The 23,211-nt window shown below is 41.4% G+C and carries 20 protein-coding genes; 11 read left to right on the top strand and 9 right to left on the bottom strand.

The annotated features are described in order from the left end of the window. Positions 1–3: 3 nt before the first annotated feature. Entirely contained in the window at positions 4–978 is a 975-nt protein-coding gene (ghrB, locus tag PSE72_RS12770) for a glyoxylate/hydroxypyruvate reductase GhrB (protein WP_272690976.1), read from the top strand. A 52-nt stretch (positions 979–1,030) separates the two neighbouring features. Here the strand turns inward: ghrB and PSE72_RS12765 are convergent, their stop codons facing one another. From PSE72_RS12765 to dsdC, 3 genes are all read right to left on the bottom strand, one after another. Then, a complete protein-coding gene (locus PSE72_RS12765) occupies positions 1,031–1,498 on the bottom strand; it encodes a hypothetical protein (RefSeq protein WP_115168018.1) in 468 nt (155 codons plus the stop codon). A gap of 125 nt (positions 1,499–1,623) precedes the next feature. Next, on the bottom strand, positions 1,624–2,664 hold the full coding sequence (locus tag PSE72_RS12760; protein WP_109912674.1) for a LacI family DNA-binding transcriptional regulator: 1,041 nt from the start codon (positions 2,662–2,664) through the stop codon (positions 1,624–1,626). A gap of 43 nt (positions 2,665–2,707) precedes the next feature. Further along, entirely contained in the window at positions 2,708–3,700 is a 993-nt protein-coding gene (dsdC, locus tag PSE72_RS12755; RefSeq protein ID WP_004907862.1) for a DNA-binding transcriptional regulator DsdC, read from the bottom strand. 195 nt (positions 3,701–3,895) lie between these two features. Between dsdC and dsdX the strand changes: the two genes are divergently transcribed. After that, entirely contained in the window at positions 3,896–5,233 is a 1,338-nt protein-coding gene (gene dsdX, locus PSE72_RS12750; RefSeq protein ID WP_109912675.1) for a D-serine transporter DsdX, read from the top strand. Between the two features lie 12 nt (positions 5,234–5,245). Then, positions 5,246–6,580: a D-serine ammonia-lyase gene (locus tag PSE72_RS12745; RefSeq protein WP_115168019.1), complete on the top strand. Its 1,335-nt coding sequence runs from the start codon at positions 5,246–5,248 to the stop codon at positions 6,578–6,580. Between the two features lie 69 nt (positions 6,581–6,649). On the opposite strand, the gene PSE72_RS12740 is transcribed toward PSE72_RS12745, so the two are convergent. From PSE72_RS12740 to PSE72_RS12715, 6 genes are read right to left on the bottom strand one after another with little or no spacing between them, the layout of a single operon-like run. Then, a complete protein-coding gene (locus PSE72_RS12740; protein ID WP_115168020.1) occupies positions 6,650–7,711 on the bottom strand; it encodes an osmoprotectant NAGGN system M42 family peptidase in 1,062 nt (353 codons plus the stop codon). Between the two features lie 4 nt (positions 7,712–7,715). Continuing rightward, on the bottom strand, positions 7,716–8,486 hold the full coding sequence (locus tag PSE72_RS12735; RefSeq protein WP_115168021.1) for a FadR/GntR family transcriptional regulator: 771 nt from the start codon (positions 8,484–8,486) through the stop codon (positions 7,716–7,718). 30 nt (positions 8,487–8,516) lie between these two features. Continuing rightward, positions 8,517–9,320 carry an ABC transporter ATP-binding protein gene (locus PSE72_RS12730; RefSeq protein ID WP_109912679.1) on the bottom strand — a complete coding sequence of 268 codons (804 nt, stop codon included), beginning with the start codon at positions 9,318–9,320 and terminating at the stop codon, positions 8,517–8,519. Continuing rightward, complete coding sequence (locus tag PSE72_RS12725) at positions 9,320–11,134, bottom strand: dipeptide/oligopeptide/nickel ABC transporter permease/ATP-binding protein (RefSeq protein WP_115168022.1); 1,815 nt, start codon at positions 11,132–11,134, stop codon at positions 9,320–9,322. Before PSE72_RS12725 ends, PSE72_RS12730 begins: the two co-directional genes overlap by 1 nt. Further along, a complete protein-coding gene (locus tag PSE72_RS12720) occupies positions 11,131–12,078 on the bottom strand; it encodes an ABC transporter permease (RefSeq protein WP_004907851.1) in 948 nt (315 codons plus the stop codon). Before PSE72_RS12720 ends, PSE72_RS12725 begins: the two co-directional genes overlap by 4 nt. Positions 12,079–12,133: 55 nt before the next feature. After that, positions 12,134–13,693 carry an ABC transporter substrate-binding protein gene (locus PSE72_RS12715; protein WP_115168023.1) on the bottom strand — a complete coding sequence of 520 codons (1,560 nt, stop codon included), beginning with the start codon at positions 13,691–13,693 and terminating at the stop codon, positions 12,134–12,136. 163 nt (positions 13,694–13,856) lie between these two features. On the opposite strand from PSE72_RS12715, the gene PSE72_RS12710 reads away from it, so the two are divergent. The 8 genes from PSE72_RS12710 (at position 13,857) to PSE72_RS12675 (ending at position 23,137) form a co-directional block, all read left to right on the top strand. Continuing rightward, positions 13,857–14,519, top strand: a complete 663-nt coding sequence (locus tag PSE72_RS12710) for a DUF1028 domain-containing protein (RefSeq protein WP_004907850.1) — start codon at positions 13,857–13,859, stop codon at positions 14,517–14,519. Positions 14,520–15,440: 921 nt separating this feature from the next. Further along, complete coding sequence (locus tag PSE72_RS12705) at positions 15,441–16,859, top strand: NAD(P)/FAD-dependent oxidoreductase (RefSeq protein ID WP_004907849.1); 1,419 nt, start codon at positions 15,441–15,443, stop codon at positions 16,857–16,859. 123 nt (positions 16,860–16,982) lie between these two features. Next, the gene (locus tag PSE72_RS12700) at positions 16,983–17,483 is read left to right on the top strand and encodes a RidA family protein (RefSeq protein ID WP_004259262.1); all 501 of its coding nucleotides are present in this window, start codon (positions 16,983–16,985) and stop codon (positions 17,481–17,483) included. A gap of 242 nt (positions 17,484–17,725) precedes the next feature. Then, a complete protein-coding gene (locus PSE72_RS12695) occupies positions 17,726–18,697 on the top strand; it encodes a LysR family transcriptional regulator (protein ID WP_115168024.1) in 972 nt (323 codons plus the stop codon). Positions 18,698–18,861: 164 nt separating this feature from the next. After that, positions 18,862–19,332: a CYTH domain-containing protein gene (locus PSE72_RS12690; protein ID WP_115168025.1), complete on the top strand. Its 471-nt coding sequence runs from the start codon at positions 18,862–18,864 to the stop codon at positions 19,330–19,332. A gap of 10 nt (positions 19,333–19,342) precedes the next feature. After that, positions 19,343–19,975: a hypothetical protein gene (locus PSE72_RS12685; RefSeq protein ID WP_115168026.1), complete on the top strand. Its 633-nt coding sequence runs from the start codon at positions 19,343–19,345 to the stop codon at positions 19,973–19,975. Between the two features lie 90 nt (positions 19,976–20,065). Further along, positions 20,066–21,634, top strand: coding sequence for an SLC13 family permease (locus PSE72_RS12680; protein ID WP_115168027.1), 1,569 nt, complete (start codon positions 20,066–20,068; stop codon positions 21,632–21,634). A 39-nt stretch (positions 21,635–21,673) separates the two neighbouring features. Then, the gene (locus PSE72_RS12675; RefSeq protein WP_198641688.1) at positions 21,674–23,137 is read left to right on the top strand and encodes a hypothetical protein; all 1,464 of its coding nucleotides are present in this window, start codon (positions 21,674–21,676) and stop codon (positions 23,135–23,137) included. Positions 23,138–23,211: the final 74 nt, after the last annotated feature.

Below are 23,211 nucleotides of genomic sequence, written 5' to 3'. Positions count from 1 at the left end.
ACTATGAAACAGAACATTATTTTATATAAATCCATTCCCGCGGATCAACTTGAGCGGCTACAACAGCACTTTAATGTCACTGCATTTGACAGCATTACACCTGAGAATCTCGCTAACTTTAAACAAGCGTTATCCAGCGCTGACGGCATTATCGGGGCCAGTTATCCTATTACCGCGGGTGACATTGCCAATGCCCCAAATTTGAAAGCGGCATCGACCATTTCCGTTGGTATCGACCAATTTGATATTGATGCAATGAATACCAGAAAGATCGCCTTGATGCATACGCCTAATGTATTAACCGAAACAACTGCGGATACCATTTTTACGTTAGTGCTTTGCAGTGCACGCCGCATTATCGAAATGGCTGAAATGGTAAAAAATGGCCAATGGACAAAAAGCATTGGTGAAGATGCATACGGCAGTAATGTGAATGGTAAAACTATCGGCATTTTAGGTATGGGACGCATTGGCTATGCCGTTGCCAAACGCGCTCATTTAGGCTTCGGAATGCCGGTTCTCTATTACAATAACCATACCCATCCTGATGCAGAAAACCAACTTAACGCACGCCGTTGTGACCTCGATACGTTGCTGGCAGAATCTGATTTTGTCTGTGTCGTGCTGCCATTATCAGCATTAACCGAAAAGTTGATCGGTAAAAATGAGTTGGCAAAAATGAAACCCAGTGCATTTTTGATCAACGGTTCAAGAGGCCGGATCGTTGATGAAGCCGCGCTGATCGACGCATTAGAAAGAGGCACAATTCAAGGAGCAGGTTTAGATGTGTTTGAAGTTGAACCCCTTCCCTGCAACTCTAAACTACTCACGCTACCTAATGTCGTCGCACTGCCGCATATCGGTTCTGCGACCCATGAGACCCGCTATGCGATGGTAGAATGTGCCGTCGATAACTTGATTGCAGCCTTAAATGGCGATCTGAGCAAGAACTGTGTAAATCCTGAAATTAGGAAATAGCAGAAATACTATCGAGCCCTAATCATATAAATTAGGGCTTTTAAATAAAGAGTTAGTGGCTATGAACACTGCCCTGACGAGCAAAATTTGTTCGCTCGCACTCCGTCAGAAACTGGATAGAATTAAGTTTACTGGTTGACGGCGCTAAATAATATAATCCGATGGTTTTTTGGCTGGGTGAGTAAATCTCCAACATGCCATTGACATCAGAATAAAAATCACCTTTGTTGATCACAACATTAAAATCTTTTATTTTCTCAACACGTTGCTGCTCTGTGCTTTTCACTAGCGGATAACTCATATACTCATAGCCAACAAAATCAACAACATTAATTTGATTATTATTGAAAAAGATTTGAACTTTACTGGCACCGGTGGGAAAGAAAAACTTACCATTACGCTCTATCGTGATGTGATTATAGCTTTGGTCAACTTGGCAGGTATATTCTTTAACCTGACTTCTGGTGCTACACCCCGCTAAAACAAGGCTAGCTAGCAATAATATCCCTATCTTTTTCATATGTTCCCTACACTCTCAAAATGGTTATAACGTAATCTACATGCCAATATACCTGCAATACACCTTAAGCTAAATTGAAAAATGGTAACCAAATCTTAAGAGCCGAACAATTTAGCGTTCAAAAGCTACAATGTCGTCGATTTACGGATCAGCAATTCCCCATTAAATAAGTATTGCATTGGAGGTTTATCCGGGTTTTCCAGTTTTTCTAATAAGCACTCCACCGCCTTGTGCCCCATTTCCGCTGTCGGTTGAGACACCGAGGTCACCCCTTGCCCAGCTAATGCAGCCCATTCGAGGTTATCGAAACTTAAAAAGCCAATATCTGTCCCCCAGCGTAACCCTTGTTTATTCATGACATACGCCAGCTGCAAGGTCAGTACGCCATTGGCGGCGACAATCACTTTACGCATACCACGATGTGCAGTACAAAAATCAGCAACGATGGCTTCTAATTTTGCCGGATCAGGCAAGGTGACTTCATGAAATTCGCTTTGAATATGTTGATGATTCTGCGATAACGCTTGGAATGTCTGTAAGCGCTCTTGGCGTGCACTGTTATACACAATAGGCTCAGTAACGAAGCAAATCGCTTCGAACCCTTGTTCAACCAGATGATTAAAGGCCATTTGTGCGGATGCGGGGTTATCTAATCCAACCATATCGCTGGGAAAATTGTCGATTTTTCTATCTAATAAGACAAAAGGCAGGGTGGTTTCTTTCAGTACGTCAATAAATTGTTCGTTAACACCCGCTGAATTTATGATAAGCCCATCCACGCGGTAACCTTTTAACAGTTGAATAAATTGGCATTCACGTTCAATGCTGTTATCCGCATTGCAAACGACGGTCATAAAACCTTGTTTGATTGACTCGGCTTCCACCCCTTTTAGCACTTCAACAGAGAATGGATTACCGATATCGGCAATAATCAAGCCGATCAAGCCTGTCCGCCCATGTTTCAAGCTACGCGCCATTTGGTTTGGCCGATAATTTAATTCACGAATAGCGCTTTCAATACGTTGACGCAAATTATCTGAAAGCAAATGAAATTCACCATTCAAATAACGTGAGATACTGGTTTTCCCTGCCTGAGCTTTGGCAGCGACATCTTTGATCGTGGCAACTTTTTGCGTTTTCGGGGCCATAGCTTTCGGTTTTTCCATTCTCTAAAAACATCACCAAGTGGTTATCTTACTCGAATAAGTGTCATTTTACTTGCGGTATTGCGTTAACTTGCTGTTTTAGCCATTGAATAAATATATCTGCCTTTGGGTTTCGTTTTTCATTCAACATGGCAAAATAATAGCGTTGTTGGCACTTCAGCGAAATATCGCCAAATGGCATCACCAGTTCTTGTCGCTTCAGCCGTTTTTCAACCAATTGTTTACGCCCCATTGCCACACCGGCATGGTTCATTGCGGCAACAATCGCTAAATCGGAACGATCAAAACACAGGTTGCGACGATGTGGAAACAGTGCCAACTGGTAATGCTCACTCCACGCTTTCCATTCATCATAATCGGAGTTGCTACTCCATGCCTGACGGTCATGCAATAAAGTGCAATTTTTTAGTTGATGAATATTATTAAGTAAATCATATTGCTGCGCGTATTGCGGGCTACAAACAGGCACAATAGATTCAGTCATCAAATCCTCACAATACAGATTAGATCTTGTCATATCATCATAATAAATAGCAATATCAATACCATACCCACGAAAATTAACATCATCGTTTCCCGTTAAGAGATTCAACTGAATTGAGGGGTATTGATTAGCAAAATCTGCAATTTTGGGGATTAACCAGCACTGAGCGATAGATGGCCGTGAATACACCGTCAGTTCACCCGAGATTTCTTGGTTTTTGATATCAATGATTTCTTGGTTAATATCATCCAAATTTTTACGTAGAGCCCAGTAAATTCGTTCCCCGTCAGAGGTTAGTTCAATACGCCGATGAAAACGCTCAAATAATTTAAACCCCAATTCCCCTTCTAACATGTTAATTCGGTGACTAACTGCACTGGGGGTTAACGAAAGTTCCTGCGCCGCTAAGGCAAAAGAAAGATGCCGTGCTGCTGCTTCAAAGGTATGCAAGCGCGATAGTTGATAACTTGATAGCCGTTTATTCCATTGAATAAATCCAGATTGCTCAAATTGATTGAAATTTGCCGACACAATGCCCCCAATAAAAACCATGATGCCTAATAATCCCTACAATACCCATTTTAAGATGAATTTAGGTGACCCAAAGACACTAATCTCCAATTTATATGACTAATATCACAGCCTTGAGTTAATTTAGTTCATCTAAACTGCATGTTTCATCGTTTGTCACCTCTGAATATTTATTATCCAATAGAAGAACAACAACAAGATGATCAGAGGTAGGATATGGACTCTACAATGTGGATGATTGGTACTTTAGTTATCAGTATTTTACTAATCATCGTTTCAATTATTAAATTTAAGTTTCACCCTTTTTTAGCACTTTTACTCGCCAGCTTCTTTGTCGGTATCTCCATGCAAATGAACCCATTAGAGATGGTCAGCGCCATCGAAAATGGCATTGGGGGTACACTTGGGTTTTTAGCCGCTATTATCGGCTTGGGTACCATACTCGGTAAAATGATGGAAATCTCCGGTGCAGCAGAGCGCATTGGGGTGACATTACAAAAGAGCCGTTGGTTAACGCCTGACGTTACCATGGTGCTGATTGGCTTAATCTGCGGTATTACGCTGTTTGTTGAGGTGGGCGTTGTCCTGCTAATCCCATTAGCTTTTTCTATTGCGAAAAAAACCAATACCTCGTTATTAAAACTGGCTATCCCATTATGTACCGCACTGATGGCGGTACACTGTATTGTACCACCACACCCTGCGGCTCTCTTTGTCACAAATGAATTAGGTGCTGACATTGGTACAGTGATTGTGGCAGGGCTCGCAGTAGGCTTAGTCGCGTCATTAGTGGGTGGGCCGCTGTTCCTTAAGTTCTTAGGTGACCGCTTACCGTTTAAAACGGTGCCAGAAGCCTTCTCTGACCTCGAAGTACGAGAAGAGAAAGATTTACCGTCTCTCGGTGCCACACTGTTTACCGTTTTACTGCCAATTATCCTCATGTTGATCAAAACAGCCGCTGATTTAAACATGAGCAAAGATAACCAGTTATTTACCTTTTTACAGTTTATTGGTAACCCAATAACCGCTATGTTTATTGCCGCTTTTGTCGCTTATTACATGTTAGGGATCCGACGTAATATGGGAATGAGCGTATTACTCAGCAAAACCGAAGAGAGTTTTAGCTCAATCGCTAATATTTTATTGATTATCGGTGCGGGAGGGGCATTTAACGGTATCTTAAAAGGCAGTGGGCTGAGTGACTCCTTAGCGATGGTGCTATCGGGTATTGATATGCACCCAATCTTACTGGCCTGGCTAGTGGCAATCATCCTGCATGCCGCAGTTGGTTCTGCCACTGTTGCGATGATGGGCGCAACTGCGATTGTGGCTCCGCTAATGCCGATGTACCCGCACATTAGCCCAGAAATCATGACATTAGCCATTGGTTCAGGCGCAATTGGTTGCACTATCGTCACTGACTCGCTGTTCTGGTTAGTCAAACAGTACTGTAATGCCACTTTAGCCGAAACATTCCGTTTTTACAGTGTCGCCACGTTGATTGCGTCTTTCGTCGCGCTGGCAGGGACTTTTGCACTTTCATTTGTGATTTAAAAGAGAGTAATTATGACTCAGATAAATGTTGATAAGTTAATTGCTGACTACCCTTTAGTTCAGGACTTAATCGATTTAAAGCAAATTGCGTGGTTCAACCCAAATGTCACGACGACACAAGCGGGTTTGCCTTATGTCGGGCTAACCATTGAAGATGTGCAAGATGCAGAAGCGCGCTTAAATCGCTTTGCGCCTTATTTGATGAAAGCGTTTCCAGAAACTCAAGCAACACAAGGAATTATCGAATCTGAAGTTATCGATATTCCAAACATGCAAGCCGCACTGGAAAAACGTTATCAAACGCCAATCGCGGGAAAAATGTTACTGAAAAAAGATAGTCACCTGCCAATTTCGGGGTCAATTAAAGCCCGAGGAGGGATCTATGAAGTACTCACTCATGCGGAAAAACTCGCCTTAGCCGCCGGTATTTTATCGACAGATGATAATTACGAAATTTTATTCTCTGAACAATTTCGCAAATTCTTTAGCCAGTACCGTATTGCTGTTGGTTCAACCGGTAACCTTGGTATGTCCATCGGCATTATGAGCGCTAAACTCGGCTTTAGCGTCAGCGTGCATATGTCCGCTGATGCCAGACAGTGGAAAAAAGACAAATTGCGTTCACATGGTGTGAATGTGGTGGAATATGAGCAAGATTACAGCATCGCCGTTGAGCAAGGCCGTAAAGAAGCCGAAAAAGATCCCAACTGCTTTTTTATTGATGATGAAAACTCAACCACCCTGTTTCTCGGCTATGCTGTCGCAGGCCTTCGTCTAAAAAAACAATTTTTAGAGCAAGGGATTACTGTGGATAACGACCACCCGCTATTTGTCTATTTACCTTGTGGTGTCGGCGGTGGCCCCGGTGGTGTCGCTTTCGGGTTAAAACTGGCCTTTGGTGATGCCGTCCATTGCTTATTTGCCGAACCAACGCACTCACCTTGTATGCTGCTAGGAGTGCATACTGGCCTACATGATGGTGTCTCAGTCCAAGAAATTGGTATTGATAATATCACCGCCGCAGACGGGCTGGCAGTTGGCCGTGCATCCGGTTTTGTGGGGCGTACAATGGAGCGGCTTATTGATGGTTATTACACCATTGACGATAGCGAAATGTATAACCTGTTAGGTTTACTCAACCAGACTGAGTCGATTAAATTAGAACCGTCAGCCTTGGCAGGTATGACTGGCTGCGTACATGTCACGCAAAACAAGGGTTATTTGCAATCTAAATCCCTCACACCGACGAAACTGGCCAACGCAACACATCTTGTATGGGCGACGGGTGGCGGTATGGTGCCTGTGGATGAGATGCAAAAATATTTATCACAAGCCAACCTAAGTTAACAATTAATGTATTCAACGCCCTCTTCGCGTTCAATGAGGAGAGGGCTTTTTAGCATCAACCACACCTTATTAGCTTTGTAATGATTGCCCCGGTAATGGCACTAAATCACTTTCAATATAACGTCTCACTAAGGTCGCGAGCGCCACTAACGAGTCCAAATGAGTCCTTTCCCAGCCGTGGGAGCTGTCTAGTGCGAAACACGCTAAAGCCGCACGAATATCCCATCCGGCATCAATGGCCGCAGCACTATCCGAACGATAATGTTTAAACGTATCGCGGACGTGAGGAATATCATACCGCTGGCATAATTGCAGCAAATGTCGTGTAATTGCCAAATCAAATGGCCCGGTTCTGTCACGAAAGGCTAAAGTCAATGCGTCATCTCGTGTGGTTTGGTCTGGGGCAGAAACTGAGTTATCAATCGCTAACAATTCTTGAACTTGCGAACCAAAACCGTGTGTACCGCCAATTCCGACCTCTTCTGAAATTGTGAACATCATTTGGCAAGGCACCTCAGGCACAACGCCATCATCCACCAGTGATTTTAATGCGGCTAACATCACCGCACATCCAGCCTTATCATCCAAATGACGCGATACAATAAAGCCGTTATCAATGAATTCGGGTTGTGCATCAACCGCAACAATATCACCGACATTTAAGCCATGGGATTGTAAATCAGCGAAATTATAACAAGGGGCATCAAGGCGAATTTCTAAATTATCCCAATCCGCAATTTGAGTATCAACTTCAGTATTAAAGCGATGCCCAGACGCTTTTAATGGCAAAATAGTGCCGCGATATTGGTGATTGTCACTAAATACCGTCACCCTTGCACCTTCCGCAAAGCGTGCTGCCCATGTGCCTGTATTACGCAGTGCCAAGCGCCCATTCGGTTTGAGTTGTGTCACCATCGCCCCAAGCGTATCAAGGTGTGCGGCTAATGCACGTTTAGGTTCTTCAGAGCCAAGCGTAATATATAGCACTCCACGGCGTGTATATTTCGGCGTGAACCCCAACTCAGCCAACCATTGATGTGTCCGCGCAACGGCTTGTTCAGTCATCCCAACCGGGCTAGGCGTACATAACAATGTTTTTAATACAGAGGTCAGATATGCTTTATCTATCATTACGTTACCTATCTTCACTTAAAAAACGTTCTTGCAATGTGGCTTGTAGCGCTAACATAGCTTGTTCCGCGTAGGCCATGTGTGCTTCCATCACCGATTGAACCTTCTCGGCGTCTTTACGGCGTAAAGCCTCGATTAATTGATATTGGTATTCAATACCTTGGCGCCTGTCGACGGGCTCAGGTTTTAAATAAATGTCCTTACAAACCGCTAAATCTTTGAGTAAACGCTGTAAAAAGTGGCAAATAAACACTAATAAAACGTTATCGGAATAGCTGGCAACCACCGCATGAAAATCCAGTTCTGCCATCCGTTGCTGCCAGCGTTCGTTTTCATCTGCGGGTTCATGGTCATAAATGGCGATGGTATCGTATAGCTTCTGGATACCGTCATTATCGATGTTGTCAATCGCACTAACCGCAACCACCGGTTCTAGTAATTTACGTAACGTATAAATATCTTTGATTGATATATCCCGCGTAAACAAATAGTTCGATAACAAACTCATTGCTCGCGATTCAGTCATGGAATCAATAAACGCACCACCACCCGGCCCGGTTTTCGTTTTAATTAACCCTTGAACTTCCAGTGATTTCAGTGCTTCTCGCACAGTACTTTTGCTGGCGTTGTAATGTTCAATAAGTTCTTTTTCTTGTGGCAAACGGTCACCGGGTATGAGGTTATCGGCCATGATAGTTTCTTTTATTGCATTGACGATTTCATCAGTCCGCTTAATACGTACTGGTTCTATCGTTGTCGGCTTATTGGTGCTCATATTAGGTTCTCAACTGGTTTAAATAAGTTTCTAAGCGACTGAATCAACACGAATACGAGGGGCACTAGCCAATAAATTTCGCGTATATTCATGCTCCGGTGCGGCAAATAAGCTGCGGGTATCTCGACATTCTAGCAAATCCCCTAAATAGAGTACGGCGACTCGATCTGCTATTGATTCCACTACCGCTAAATCGTGACTAATAAATAAATAGGATAACGAAAACTGTTGTTTAAGTTGTTCTAGTAACAACAAAACTTGCGCTTGTACCGAAACATCCAACGCACTAACAGGCTCATCCAGTACTAATATCCGTGCATCTGCGGCTAAGGCTCTCGCAATGGCTAACCGCTGTGCTTGCCCTCCCGAAAATTCATGAGGATAACAAGCTAAAGCATCGATTGGCATATTGACGGCCTCAAGTAATTCCGCCAGCCGAGCCGCTCTTTGTGATGAGTTCATGTGTTTTAAATATTTCAACGGAACAGACAAAGTTTCTCCAATGGTTTTTCGCGGGTTCAAAGATGCGACAGGGTCTTGAAAAACATACTGAATGGCTTGCCCAAAAGCTCGTGAACCTTGCTGCTGCCACTCTGCACGAGTTTGTCCTAAGACAGTAATATCTCCTGAGGTCTCGCGGTCCAAGCCAACTAAAATACGCGCTAAAGTGCTTTTCCCTGAGCCACTCTCCCCAACCACCGACAGAGTTTCACCTTCATAAAGTGATAAAGAAATATTTTTTAATGCATGAACTTGGCGCCCTCGAGGGTGAAATAGGCTTCTTGGCTGCCCGAAGGTTTTCACTAACTGATTAACCTCAATCACTTTTTTCATTAAACCTCCTGTGCCGATGTCAAATCATTACTATCGGGCTGATGACCATAGAGTTGTTGGACTTGTTTTAAAAACCCACGTCCTTCCCCTAACTTAGGTACACTGGCGATCAGACGTTGTGTATAAGGATGCTGAGGCTGCCGTAATACCGTTTGCGTATCACCGGTTTCGACTATCTCACCTTGCTGCATCACCGCAACACGGTCGCAAATTTGGTTAATGACCGCAAAATCATGGGTAATAAATAAGAGCGCAACACCGCGATCACGGCGTAGCTGGTCAAGTAATTCTAGAATTCGCGCTTGTACTGTGACATCTAATGCGGTGGTCGGCTCATCAGCAATAATCAACACGGGGTCATTAGCCAGAGCCATTGCGATCCCTACCCGCTGGCGCTGTCCTCCCGAAAGCTCATGGGGATAGGCATCAAAACGTTCTTGCGCATCTGGGATCCCGACGCTATCCAACAATTCAATGGCTTTATTTTTCGCCTCATAGAGTGACAAAGATTGGTGAGCGGTGATGGCCTCACGCAATTGCACACCAATGGTAAACTGGGGATGGAGTGTCGTCAGTGGGTCTTGGAAAATATATGACACCTTTGCACCGCGACGGCGCTGCATAACAGATAGCGGCAACGACAGCATTTCTTCGTGTTCCACATAAATCCCCCCCGCCGTAATCAATGCAGGAGGCGATGCGAGCAGCCCCATCACAGATAAAGCGGTGACACTCTTACCCGAGCCGCTCTCCCCAATTAACCCTAGACACTCCCCCGCCCCAACGGTAAAACTGATCCCTTTTACAGTCGGACGTAATTGATTTCCTTGGCGAAAAGCAACCGATAAATCTTTGACTTCTAATACCGCTTGTTCACCTCCCGTTTTCGCAGGAATATTAACTCTGTCGGTTTGTGTCATTGGTTGTGATCGCTGTAAGGCTCCCGATTTTAACCGGGGATCAAGAATGTCACGCACGCCATCCCCTAGCAGGTTAAAACTAATCACAATAAGAAAGATCATAATACCGGGTACCAATGCCACATGAGGAGCGACAAACATCTGTGCGCGCCCTTGCCCTAGCATTGAACCTAAGTCTGCATTAGGTGGCTGAGTACCTAACCCTAAAAATGACAAACCTGCCGTCTCTAAAATCATCCAACCGATGGTCGTTGACATAGTAACCACAATGATTGGCAAGACATTCGGTAACACTTCCGTTAATAGGACTTGTAAATGGTTTTTACCTGACAACCTAGCTGCTTGAATAAAATCCCTATCGCGTAAACCCACTGTTAATCCACGAATATTCCTAGCAAAAAAGGGAATATTCACTAATGCGATCGCATATAACGCATTGAGTAACCCTGGCCCAAGTACCGCGACAATGGCTAATGCCAATAGAATGTATGGAAATGCCATTAGCATATCAATACAACGCATCAATAATGTATCGGTGCGATGGCCGACATACCCAGCCACTAAACCAATCAGGGTGCCGAATATTGCAGCGATTAGTGTTGCTGAAATACCGACCAATAGAGACACTCGCGTTCCCCACAGTAATCGAGATAAAATATCTCGCCCTAAATGGTCAGTACCTAATAAATGACCAGACGAAAAAGCGGGAAGTAGCCGATTAACTAAATCAGTTTCATCAGGATTAGCAAGGGGGAGCCAAGGCGCTAAGAATGCCAAGAGCATAATGATAGATAAAGTAAATAGCCCCAAAGTTGCTAGGCGGTTCGCTAGCAGTAACGAGCCGACCGATTGTCGATGACGATGCTGAATAACAGGGGTCACAGATTGGCTCATGATTTCAACCTCGGGTCTAATATGGCTTGCGCAACATCCGCAAGTAAATTGATAAAGACATAGGACGCGGCTGCAATCAATACGCCCCCTTGGACTAAAAATAAGTCACGGGTTGCCACTGCCTTCACTAGCATGGCGCCGAGTCCCGGCCACTGAAAAACGGTTTCAATATATACCGCCCCACCAAAAACAAAGCCTGCTTGGATACCAATGACGGGAATGACGGAAACCAATGCCATACGAAATGCATGGCGGAAAATCACTTTGCGCTCACTTAAGCCTTTTGCCCTTGCGGTGCGAATAAAATCAAGTCGCAGTACTTCTAACATTGCTGTACGCGTCAAACGCGCTATCACCCCTGTCGCAACCAATGAAAGCGTCACAGCAGGTAAAACAAGGTGATGCAATAAATCGCTCAGGCCACCGCCTTGCCAAATATCGTACATTCCAGATGCCGGAAACCATTGTAATTGAACAGAAAAAAGCATAATCATCAATAAACCAATCCAAAAAGATGGCATTGAGATACCCAATAAAACGGCGAGTGTAATAAATCGGTCACTCCAACTAAATTGACGAATGGCAGAAAGAACCCCGGCCAATAGCCCTAAAATTGAGCTGAGTAACAGCGCACTTCCGCCCAAAATTAATGTGGCAGAAAATCGCTCTAAAACCTCATCAACAACAGGTCGGTTAAGGACAAATGAGCGGCCAAAATCTCCCGAAATCAAATTATTCATCCAAATAAAATATTGCTGATATAACGGCTTATCCAACCCAAGCTCTGTTTTTACTCTAGCCACATTTTCAGGAGTCGCCCAAGGGCCAAGCAGTGCTTGAGCTGGTTCTCCAGGGATCATTGCCATGATAAAAAAGACAATTAACGTCAAACCAATCAGTATGGGTATGGTCGCTAAAATGCGTTTCAAACAGTATAACCACATAGTTTTTCCCCATAAAATCAAATAATTAATTGAATAGCTAACTCACATTAATTAATCAATCTTTACGTACGTCTTTAAGTAATAAGTTAAAATTAGGCTGCAATTTGAAATGATTAACATGCTCATTAGCGACCGCATTTTGCTTCCAGTTCGCCACAAACAACCAAGGTGCATCTTGATGAACAATTTTTTGAACTTGTCGATATAACTGAGCGCGCTCCTCAAGGTTATTTGTGACCCGCGCTTTATCTAACAATTCATCCAGTTGCTTGTTACTGTAATAACCGGAGTTAAATCCGCCTTTATCCGGCCAAGAAGCGCTATGCAAGGTTAAAAAAGGTAAGGTATCTGGGTCATTCGTCATCCACGCCATTTCGGCCATATGCGCTTGTTTGAGGCCTGCATTGACCTTGGATAAGTAGGTATTCCACTCAAAGGTTTGAATTTCGACAGCTAAACCAACCGCTTTTAGGTCAGCTTGAATAGCAGTAGCCATAGGAATCGGGTCTAACATTCCTGAGCCCCCTTCGGTGACATAAAAAATAATTTTTTGCCCTTGTGCCCCCGCTTCTGCTATCAATTGGCGAGCTTTTTCAGGGTCATAAGGGTAAGCGTTGGTTTCTTCATCAAATGCCCAATCGAAAGCTGATGGAATTGGTCCTTGTGCAACGCCTGCGGAGTCCTGAAGAATATATTTCACAATATTTTCTTTATTTACCGCGTAGTTAACTGCTTGCCTTACACGCACATCATCAAACGGTGGCTGAGACGCATTAAGCATGGCATACCAAACATGAGGTCCTACAGCTTCATAAACATGGAAGCGGTTGTCATTAACAAATAACGGGACATTATCAGCAGGGACTTCAACCATGGCATCAATCCCCCCTGATAACATTTCGGCTACCCGGGTATTGGCGTCAGTAATAGGCCGAAAAACAACATGTTGTAAGCTGGGTTTACCATCCCAATAGTCTTCATTAGCGGATACGACAACCCTTTGGTTTGCCGTCCATTCATCAAATTTAAAGGGGCCTGTTCCGCTGGGATGGCGACTAAAGTCTTTGTCATATTGCTTTACTGCTGCGGGTGAAACAATCAGCCCTGCGGGTGTGGCTAAGTTTGATAAAAACGGGGCAAACGGTTCTTTTAAGATAAAAACCACAGTCTTGTCATTCGGGGTTGTAATCTTGTCTATCGCAGAGAAAAAAAACGATAATGGGAATGGCCCAGTATGGTAATACGGGTGCTGGTTATCCAACATTCGTTCAAACGTGAATTTGACTGCATCCGCGTTGAAGGGGCTGCCATCATGGAACTTTATATTCTCACGCAAGTGGAAAGTGTATGTGAGGCCATCATCACTAATAGACCATGATTGGGCTAAAGCAGGTTCAAGCGTTAATGTGCCATCAGCATTACGAACTAACCCTTCGTACAAGTTAACCAAAATTCGGGAATCATTCGCAGCGGTTGCAACTTGCGGGTCTAATGACTGCGGCTCTGCAACTTGCCCTAATAACAAAACATTCGGGTGGTTCACCGCCAATGTCGGTAGCGAAATAAAGCATAAAAGCCAAAAACTGGCTATCCACCTACATAAACGCATATTCATTCGCTCCTCCCCGAGTACTGACATTGCCATATGATTGTGAAGTGTGATTTGTGTCAATTTTGTTAATAATTTTATCTTTTTCTTTATTTATGATGATAAATTATATTTCAAGCAAGAATTTATAATGATAAATTTGATCAAGGTCTAATTTATGAGGTGCAAAATGACATTTTCAATTGTGGCGCGCTGCCCATTGACAGGAAAAATAGGTGCAGCGACGGCAACAGGTGGTCCTGCGGTTGGAGCATTAGTCTTACACGGTAAAAGCCAAACGGGAGCCATCGCCACTCAAGCAATGACAAACCCAATTGCAGGCTTAACCGGTATTGAATATTTGCAGCAAGGCCATAATGCAAATAACAGCTTAGACTACCTTGTAACGCAAGATATTGAGCGGAAGCAACGACAGCTGATTATTCTTGATAATCATGGAGGTACAGCTGATTGGACCGGCCAAAATTGTTTACCTTGGTGTGGAAGTTTATCGGAGCCTAACTTAGCCATTGCTGGAAATATGTTAGTTGGAGAGCAAGTCCTGAATGCCATTTATCAGAGCTACCATAACAACTCACATCAAGCTCTGGCTGATCGATTACTCATCGCCATGCAAGCAGGTGCAGATAAAGGTGGTGATTACAGAGGGATCCGTTCCGCTGCATTAAAAGTATGGAATAACCGACAATATCCAGATATTGATATTCGCAGTGACTGGTCAGAAGCACCGCTATCAGCGCTTTCCATCATTCTTCAACAGGTTCGTTCCGAAGATTATGCTGATTTTTTTGCACAAATTCCTACAGGAAATGAATATATCACTCGTAATTGATACTATTTAGGTGTGTATCGACTAATAATGTAAAATAACTTAATGATATACACCCTGAAACAAAATGGTTAATAAATCATTTTATTATTAACTCAATGAATAATTATGTATTTTTTTATTATTCTTAATTCTTTCATTCATCCAAAAAAACTATTTTATAATATATTCTTAATAATTTATTTCTATCTTGCAGCATCTTAATCATTTGCTGCACAGTAGTGGAAACCAAAGTCTCTAATTATTTAGCTATAATACTCAAAGTAATCACAGCGACTGGTTTTTCGTAATATACAAATGCACTTTGTTAATTTATCAAGATTATTAACCTTAATAACAATTAGGTTATTACCCTCACTCAATTACTACGCTAAAAAATAGATGAAAAAAAAATAATCATAATTATCAATAAATTAAAAAGCACCACCTAGATGTATAAAATACATACAAATAAGTGAGTATTTTTAAATCAATATGAATTATATTGCTCTGACTCTACGTATAATTAATAATCAAACGAACAAAAAATAACTCATTTATTTCATTTAAAACATATTTTTTATATTCACTCCCCACTTTAGCATTTAAGGGATATTCAGCACTTTCTTCTGTGATGAAATATTCATCCCTTATTTTGGTTTCACTCTTAATAACACTATTTAAGCGAAATATTTATATTTACACCTGTACACTTTTAATGACATTAACATTTAAAAAATATTAATTCTTACATCTCTAAAATAGAGTAATCATCGACAAAGCCTTTACAGCACTGAGCACATCAATTTACGTCACATTTCATTTCAATGACTTTTATTAACAAATGCTACCGGCACTTAACAATTACAAAATATATGATAAGATCATTATCTCAATTTGAAATTATTTACTATATAAAAAACAAGATTGTTATTGAGGTTATAGATGAAAATCTCGAGAAGAAAGCTATTATTAGGGGTTGGTGCTGCTGGTGTTTTAGCAGGGGGTGCTGCGGTTGTTCCTATGATCAATCGTGAAGGTCGTTTTGAATCGACTAAATCACGTGTACCAGCTGTTGCTGGCACAGAAGGCAAATTACCAGAGTCTGCAGATGCAGTCATCATCGGTGCCGGCCTTCAAGGGATCATGACTGCAATTAACCTTGCTGAAAAAGGTCTTAATGTTGTTATCTGTGAAAAAGGTGTTGTCGGTGGTGAGCAATCAGGCCGTGCATATAGCCAAATTATCAGTTATAAGACTTCCCCAGCTATTTTCCCTTTACACCATTACGGAAAAATTCAATGGCTTGGCATGAACGAAAAAATCGGTGCTGATACCAGCTACCGTGTTCAAGGCCGTGTTGAAGTACCTTCTAGCGAAGAAGATTTAGAAATTTCAAGAGCGTGGATTAAATCTGCATCTGAAAATCCAGGTTTCGATACACCTTTACGTACCCGTATGATTGAAGGAACTGAACTGGCGAATCGTCTGGTTGATGCACAAACTCCATGGAAAATCGGTGGATTTGAAGAAGACTCAGGTAGCCTTGATCCTGAAGTTGTCACACCAACCATGGCAAACTACGCAAAATCAATCGGTATTCGCATCTACACCAATTGCGCAGTACGTGGTATTGAAACGGCGGGCGGCAAAATTTCTGATGTTGTCACAGAAAAAGGTGCAATCAAAACTTCTCGTGTTGTTCTGACGGGCGGTATTTGGTCGCGTCTGTTCATGGGTAACTTAGGCATTGATGTTCCAACACTGAACGTTTACCTATCACAACAGCGTATTACTGGCGTACCAGGCGCACCAAAAGGTAACGTCCACTTACCTAACGGTATTCACTTCCGTGAACAAGCTGATGGTACCTACGCCGTTGCGCCACGTATCTTTACTAGCTCTATCGTAAAAGACAGCTTCCTGTTAGGACCAAGATTCCTACACGTATTAGGCGGCGGGGAATTACCATTAGAGTTCTCTCTTGGTAAAGATTTATTCAACTCCTTCATGATGGCAACGTCTTGGAACTTAGACGAGAAAACACCTTTTGAAGAGTTCCGTACCGCAACTAATACACCAAACAACGAACACTTAGATGGCGTTCTGGAAAGACTGAGAAAAGAATTCCCAGTATTTAAAGAGTCTAAAGTGGTTGAACGTTGGGGTGGTACCGTTGCACCAACGGATGATGAAATTCCAATTATTTCAACAATCGAGCAGTATCCAGGACTAGTCATCAACACCGCCACAGGCTGGGGTATGACGGAAAGCCCTGCATCTGGTCGATTAACGGCAGAATTGTTAATGGGCGAAACACCATTTATCGATCCTACGCCGTATAAACTTTCCCGTTTTAGCTAAAAAACAGGAAAAAAAGCGATTTTTACTGTGGATCTATTAGCGAATAGTTTAAAGTTACATGAAAGTTTAATTTTTGATAAAACTAATAGATCCTATTTACTTTGATAATGTTAAGGAGTTTACATGCGCTATAAAACTTTATTGCTTTCTCTGCCTTTGATTTTAGGTGTAGCAAGTGCGAATGCAGCCGATGATGTTAAACGCGTTCCAGTGAAAGGATTCCCTATCTCTGAATCAGTAGAAATCAACGCGGGCAACCTCATTTTCCTAAGCGGAAAAGTTCCTTCTAAAATCTCTGCTGACGCAAAAGAAGGCGTTTTAGAGTCTTATGGTAATACCGAAGCACAAACAATCAACGTATTAAAACAAATCCAAGCTAACCTCGAAGGTATGGGCTTGACGATGAATGACGTTGTTAAAATGCAAGTATTCTTAGTTGGTGGTGAAGAAACTCAAGGTACTATGGACTTCGCTGGCTTTATGGCTGGTTACAACAAGTTCTATGAGTCTGAGAAAATTACTAATCTGCCAGCTCGTTCTACCTTCCAAGTCGCTAAACTGGCTAACCCAGCTTGGAGAGTAGAAATCGAAGTGACAGCGGTACGCCCTGCTGCAAAAAAATAAGTTCTTCTAACGAAGAATAATCAATAATGGGGCATAATCATTATGCCTCGTTATATTTCCCCCTAATAACCCTATTCCATTCTTTTTTCGATACATTACTTCACGCTACCGCTATTATTTATCCCCCTATCCTCTGTGCGGTCACAAATTATCACTCCTTTTCTGTGCAACCGTTTCACACCTACTTATAATTTCAAAGAACGGATCAGGGCTGAAAAATATGACATCGCGGGTAAACAAAAATGACTCACAATACTGTCAGTCGAATGAATTTAGACCATCTTAAAACTTTTCATTACGTGGCTAAAAGTGGCAGCTTTACTCAAGCAGCACATATCTTATTTTTGAGCCAACCGGCTGTTAGCCAACAAATCCAAGGTTTAGAAAATTCTCTACGGGTTGCTTTATTTGACCGTTCCCGAAAAAAAATCACCTTAACCAGTGAAGGAAAAGTACTCTATAACTATACTAAAAGGTTATTTTCATTATTTGATGAGATAGAGCATGTCTTTCAAGATTTAAATTTATTACAAACTGGTACGCTAACAATTGCAGCAACTGCTGTTATGGGCAGTTATTATTTGCCAGATATCCTAAAACAATTTAATACTCGCTATCCGCTGGTTCATATAAAAATAAAAATCGGCAATTCCCAGCAAGTGATGAATTGGGTAGCAGAACAAGAGGCCGAAATTGGTTTAGCAGGCCGAGTCCCTATTGTGCCGAATGTAAACCAAGTATTCTTACACCGGGAGCCCTATATCGCCGTTGTCGGTCCCAATTCTCCACTTCTACAACTTCAGCGTCCATTAACAATAGAAGAGTTCACAAACGCTTCTCTCGTTATGAGGGAAAAGGGAACACGCACTCGTGCTAAAATTGAAGATTGGCTAAAAGCACATATTGCACTCCATGATTCCCCTCCCCCTATTATTACTGTCACTAACTTAGAGGCGACAAAAAGATTAGTCGCAAGTGGTTTTGGGATTACCGCGTTGCCTTATTTAAGTGTTATCGATGATATTAGTGTTGGAAAATTAATCCAGCTACAAATTAATGCCTTTGATGTTGATGCAGATTATTATTTAACTTATCAAACTAATCGTTCACTTTCCGCAGCTGCTTTTCAATTTATTATGCTATTACGCGAAATATCTGACGAAATATCATTAAATAGTGATATAGCGCAACTTATTCATACCGAAAATATCTAAATCGCATCAATTATACAACAGATAAGCAACTATAATATTTACTTATATTACGCATACAACTTGCTGATTTTTGGTTCCTCTATGAATGTGCAAAGATGGTTTTAAATAAAACTCATGGTTAATAATAAAAATTAACCACTTTGTTCTTCTCAGGAGTAATCATAATGGCTAAAGAAATTGAACGTAAATTTTTAGTATCGGGTGATTCATGGAGAGAATTAGCCAATGGTGTTCGTTACACCCAAGGTTATTTAAATAGCCAGAAAGAACGTACCGTTAGAATAAGAACTATCGATGATAAAGCCTTCTTAACAATTAAAGGAATTACCGTCGGTATTACTCGAACTGAATATGAATATGAAATTCCCCATGCTGATTGTGTTGCTATGCTGATGCAATTAGCAGAACAACCCATTATCGACAAGAAACGTTATAAAATCCCCTTCGATGGCTTAATTTGGGAGGTAGATGAATTTTTTGGTGTTAACGAAGGGTTAATTGTTGCTGAGGTCGAACTTAGCGATGAAAACCAATCCTTTAAAAAACCCGAATGGGTAGGCGACGAAATATCTTCAGACCCCAAATATTTTAATTCTAATCTTGTTGCTAATCCTTATACCACATGGAAAAAATAAGGGAAATTTCATGAATACATTAACTAAAAATTTTGCGATATCAGAAGAAGATGCAAGTAAAATAGTGCCTCGGGCAGAATTCAGAATATTTGGACATGACCTTATTAACGAAATAGAAGCCAAAATTTGGGATGTCAAAGCAACCTTATACGCTGCGCGAAAAATGCCAATAGAAACTTATTTTTTATCTGAAAAAACGAATGATGCCAATGTAAAAGTACGTGATGGGTTATTAGATATTAAAGTTAAAGTTGGTGAAACAAAAGAGGGCTATGAAATATTCCAACCGAAAGGCAAATTCCAATTTCCAGTAAAAAAAGAAGAATTAAATATTATTTTATCTCACCTTAAAGTTGATATTCCTCTCGATAAAGACAGCTATGAAATCGAGGAATTCAAAGCTATTGTACGCCAACACCCTTGTCTCAATGCAGTCACCGTTGAAAAAATGCGCTATGGCTTTATGGTCGATGGCATTATTTGTGAGTTTGCACGCGTTTGGTTCAATGGGGCACTAATGGAAACCGCTTGTTGTGAAAGTGAAGATTACGAAAAAATGCAAGCTGTCATTAATGCCTTAGGTATCAACAAATTACCTAATAAAAATTATTTGAAAGCCGCCAAGCGTGTTGTTGGCATGTAACTCTTTTATGTAATGCATATCGTTGTTCATCTATATGGGTCGAGTCAAATAACACCGACCCTTGAATGATAATAATAAAAGGAGATATGTATGTCAGCAAATAGTAAGCCAAGCTTTGACCCACTTGATATGCGTAATTATTCATTAGAAAAATTCCGTGATATCAAAGCTGGCGCACTAATGCAAAATCTCAAACTCATTGGTGTACCTTTAGCTATTCTCTCATTTCTATTTTTCGAATTACAATGGTGTGGGACAATCGATGTATTTGAAGCACAAACAAAAGTTCCGGCAGCTCATTGCTATAGTGCAATGGGGATTTTTGTTGCTTCACTGATTTTATGGCTCACTGAAGCTATTCCAAATTATCTCACGTCATTAATTGTCGTTGTTGTCGTTATCATTACTGGTGTGATGAAAATGCGCCCTGCCTTCGCGATGCTGGGTGAACCCGTCATGATTCTAAATATTGCCAGCTTTATCCTAGCGAGCGCATTAGTTACGACAGGTTTGGCAAAACGTATTTCACTCATGCTAGTACTCAAAACTAAAAATCATTTAACCATGTTATTCCTATGCTTTGTGGCATTAAACTTGATTTTTGGTGCATTTATTAGTGCAACCTCGGCAAAAACGGCACTACTGCTGCCATTATTTATGGTGATTTCGGCTATCTACGGTGCCACTGGTGGTGCTCAGCGTAACAATGTTGGCCGTAATATGGTGCTCCTTAACTTACTGGCGAATAATGTCTCCGCTAGCGCATTCTTAACAGGTTCTGCGGCCAATTTATTAGCGGCAGCAATGCTAGAAAAAGCAGGTGCATTAGTCACTTATCAAGATTGGTTTATTGCACTATTCCCATTGGCTGTCATTCAATGTTTAGTCGCATGGTGGACTGGGACTCGGTTTATTTTTAGGATTACAGATGAAGAAAAAACACCGAAACTCGAAGGTGGCATGGACCGCTTACGCTCGGAATATAATGCATTAGGTAAAGTCAAAATCAGTGAAATTAAAGCAGGGGTCGTATTTATTCTTGTTTTACTATTATGGTCCACGGGTAAATGGACAGGCTTACGAGCTGAAGTTGTCGCATTAGCAGGTGCTTGTATTGTCCTGATGCCCTCTTTTTCACGACTGCCAGCAATGGGTGTCATGAAATGGAATGATGCTGATATTCCATGGCACATGTTAATGTTTAGTTTTGGTGCTTACGTATTAGGTGGTATGATGGACCAGACGGATATTGTCGGCCTTTATGTCCACAAAGCCTTTGACCATTGGAACATAGACCCTCAAGGTACTGGAAAACTGCTTGTTTTCGCTGTATTAAGCGCAGTATTTGCACTCACCACATTGATTAGTGAAAGTAAAACAGCACGTACAATTATTTTATTCCCTATTATTATTGCCATTGCTCAACGATATAACTGGGATTTAGTTGGCTTCTGTTTACCAATGGCGTTTATGATTAATCAGGTTTATGTTCTCTATTTTAACTCTAAGCCTGCTAATATCAGTTATTTGACTGACCAATATTCAACCGGTGACTCATTTAAATATGGTATGATTCAACTCATTCTTATCTGGATACTACTAATACTATGGACACATTACATTATGCCACTCATGGGATTTAATAGTTATCTTTGGTAAAGATAGAATATTGGCCAAAAGAACAGTGTGAAGGAAAATATGATTAAAGAATCTCTCAAGATCCATGGAAAAAAACAGTTTGAAATCAAACAAAAAGTGTTGTTTCCACGTAAGTCTAAAGAGATCCGTTACCAAGTAGAGACCTTTTTCTTTTTGCCTTCATCATTACAGATTAACCCAGACCTCTACACAGCATCAAACCTCCAGCGCAGCCTCAAAAACTATATTCGGCTGCGCCCACCGACCGTAAAATTATCATCACTGACTGATGAAAACGGGGCATTAGATGAACTAAAACAGTGGTTACAACAATGTACGCCACAAAACTTACCTTCATTAGACGAGTATGAAAATAGGCTAAAGCGCTATGCTTTAACCTTCAAAAGAACTGTTCGTTTGAATGTTAAAATGGTAAGCCAAAATCCCCAACGGCAAACGCCTGAATACTTAGCTGAGTTCATGGCAAACATCGCAAAATGTCTCTGTACTTATCGGGAATTAGCAACACAGTCAACCAAAATTGAAGAAGCAATCCATTCCAATGCATTTTCTTATTGTGACGAATTCATGACGTATTACACCATGAATTATTTACGTGATTTATTAGCCGATAAGCAAATGCCATTGCGCGAAGAAATACGTCATTTCTGGTATCAAGAAATGCGTTACCTAAAGAAACAATACCCTGATTGTTTTCCTAGTGATGAGACGGATGCTGAATTAGTCACATATCGCCGTAATTTATTGAAAAAATATATCAATCGCTATCTCTATTTAGAAATTCGCCACAAGCGGGGACTTCCCCTGTTATTACACTCTATTTATGGTATTGCTGCTGCAATTTCAATGCTTTTCGCAACTGTTATCGCCTTTTTCTGGCAAGGAAAATATGGGGCTTTAAGTGCCAACTTATTTTTGGCTATGGTCATCGGCTATATCTTCAAAGATAGGCTGAAAGAAGTAGGTCGAGAGCAGCTGTATCGCTTATTTCAAAAATGGATCCCTGACCGGCAATTACGTATTTACCGCGAAGGAGTGAAAGCACCAGTCGGTATTTGTAAAGAGTCTTTTCGTTTTATTAATGAAAATATGCTTTCCCCAGATATCCGTGAAATGCGGCAAAAATCGCATTGGGTCAATTTAGTTAACGTCCAGCGAATGGAAGATATCCTGTATTACCGCAAAGATGTATTGCTACATAACCGTCAATCCGTGTTTGAAAAAAACCAATCATCAATCGCAGATATTACGCGTTTTAATATTTCGGATTTCCTAAAATATATTGATATTAGCTATGAAGAACTCACTGTGAATGATGATGAGCCTGCGATTATTGGTGAAAAGGTGTATCACATTTACCTTTGCCGCCGCGTCACAATTAACAAAAAAACCTATAATGAGCTGGCTCGTTTAGTGGTGAATGCCGATGGAATTAAACGCTTAGAAGTGTTGCAGTCACTAGATTTACTGACAACTGATGAAGGTATTGAAATTTCACCGTAAATATTTTGTTTTTTTATTTTCTTCTCAAGAAAAATATTCTAATTCACGATAATTTTCTAAATCATTCGAACTGT

This window comes from Providencia sp. PROV116 (assembly GCF_028482485.1).
GTDB classification, from domain to species: Bacteria; Pseudomonadota; Gammaproteobacteria; order Enterobacterales; family Enterobacteriaceae; genus Providencia; species Providencia rettgeri.
This window is presented reverse-complemented; position numbering and strand designations above follow the sequence as displayed.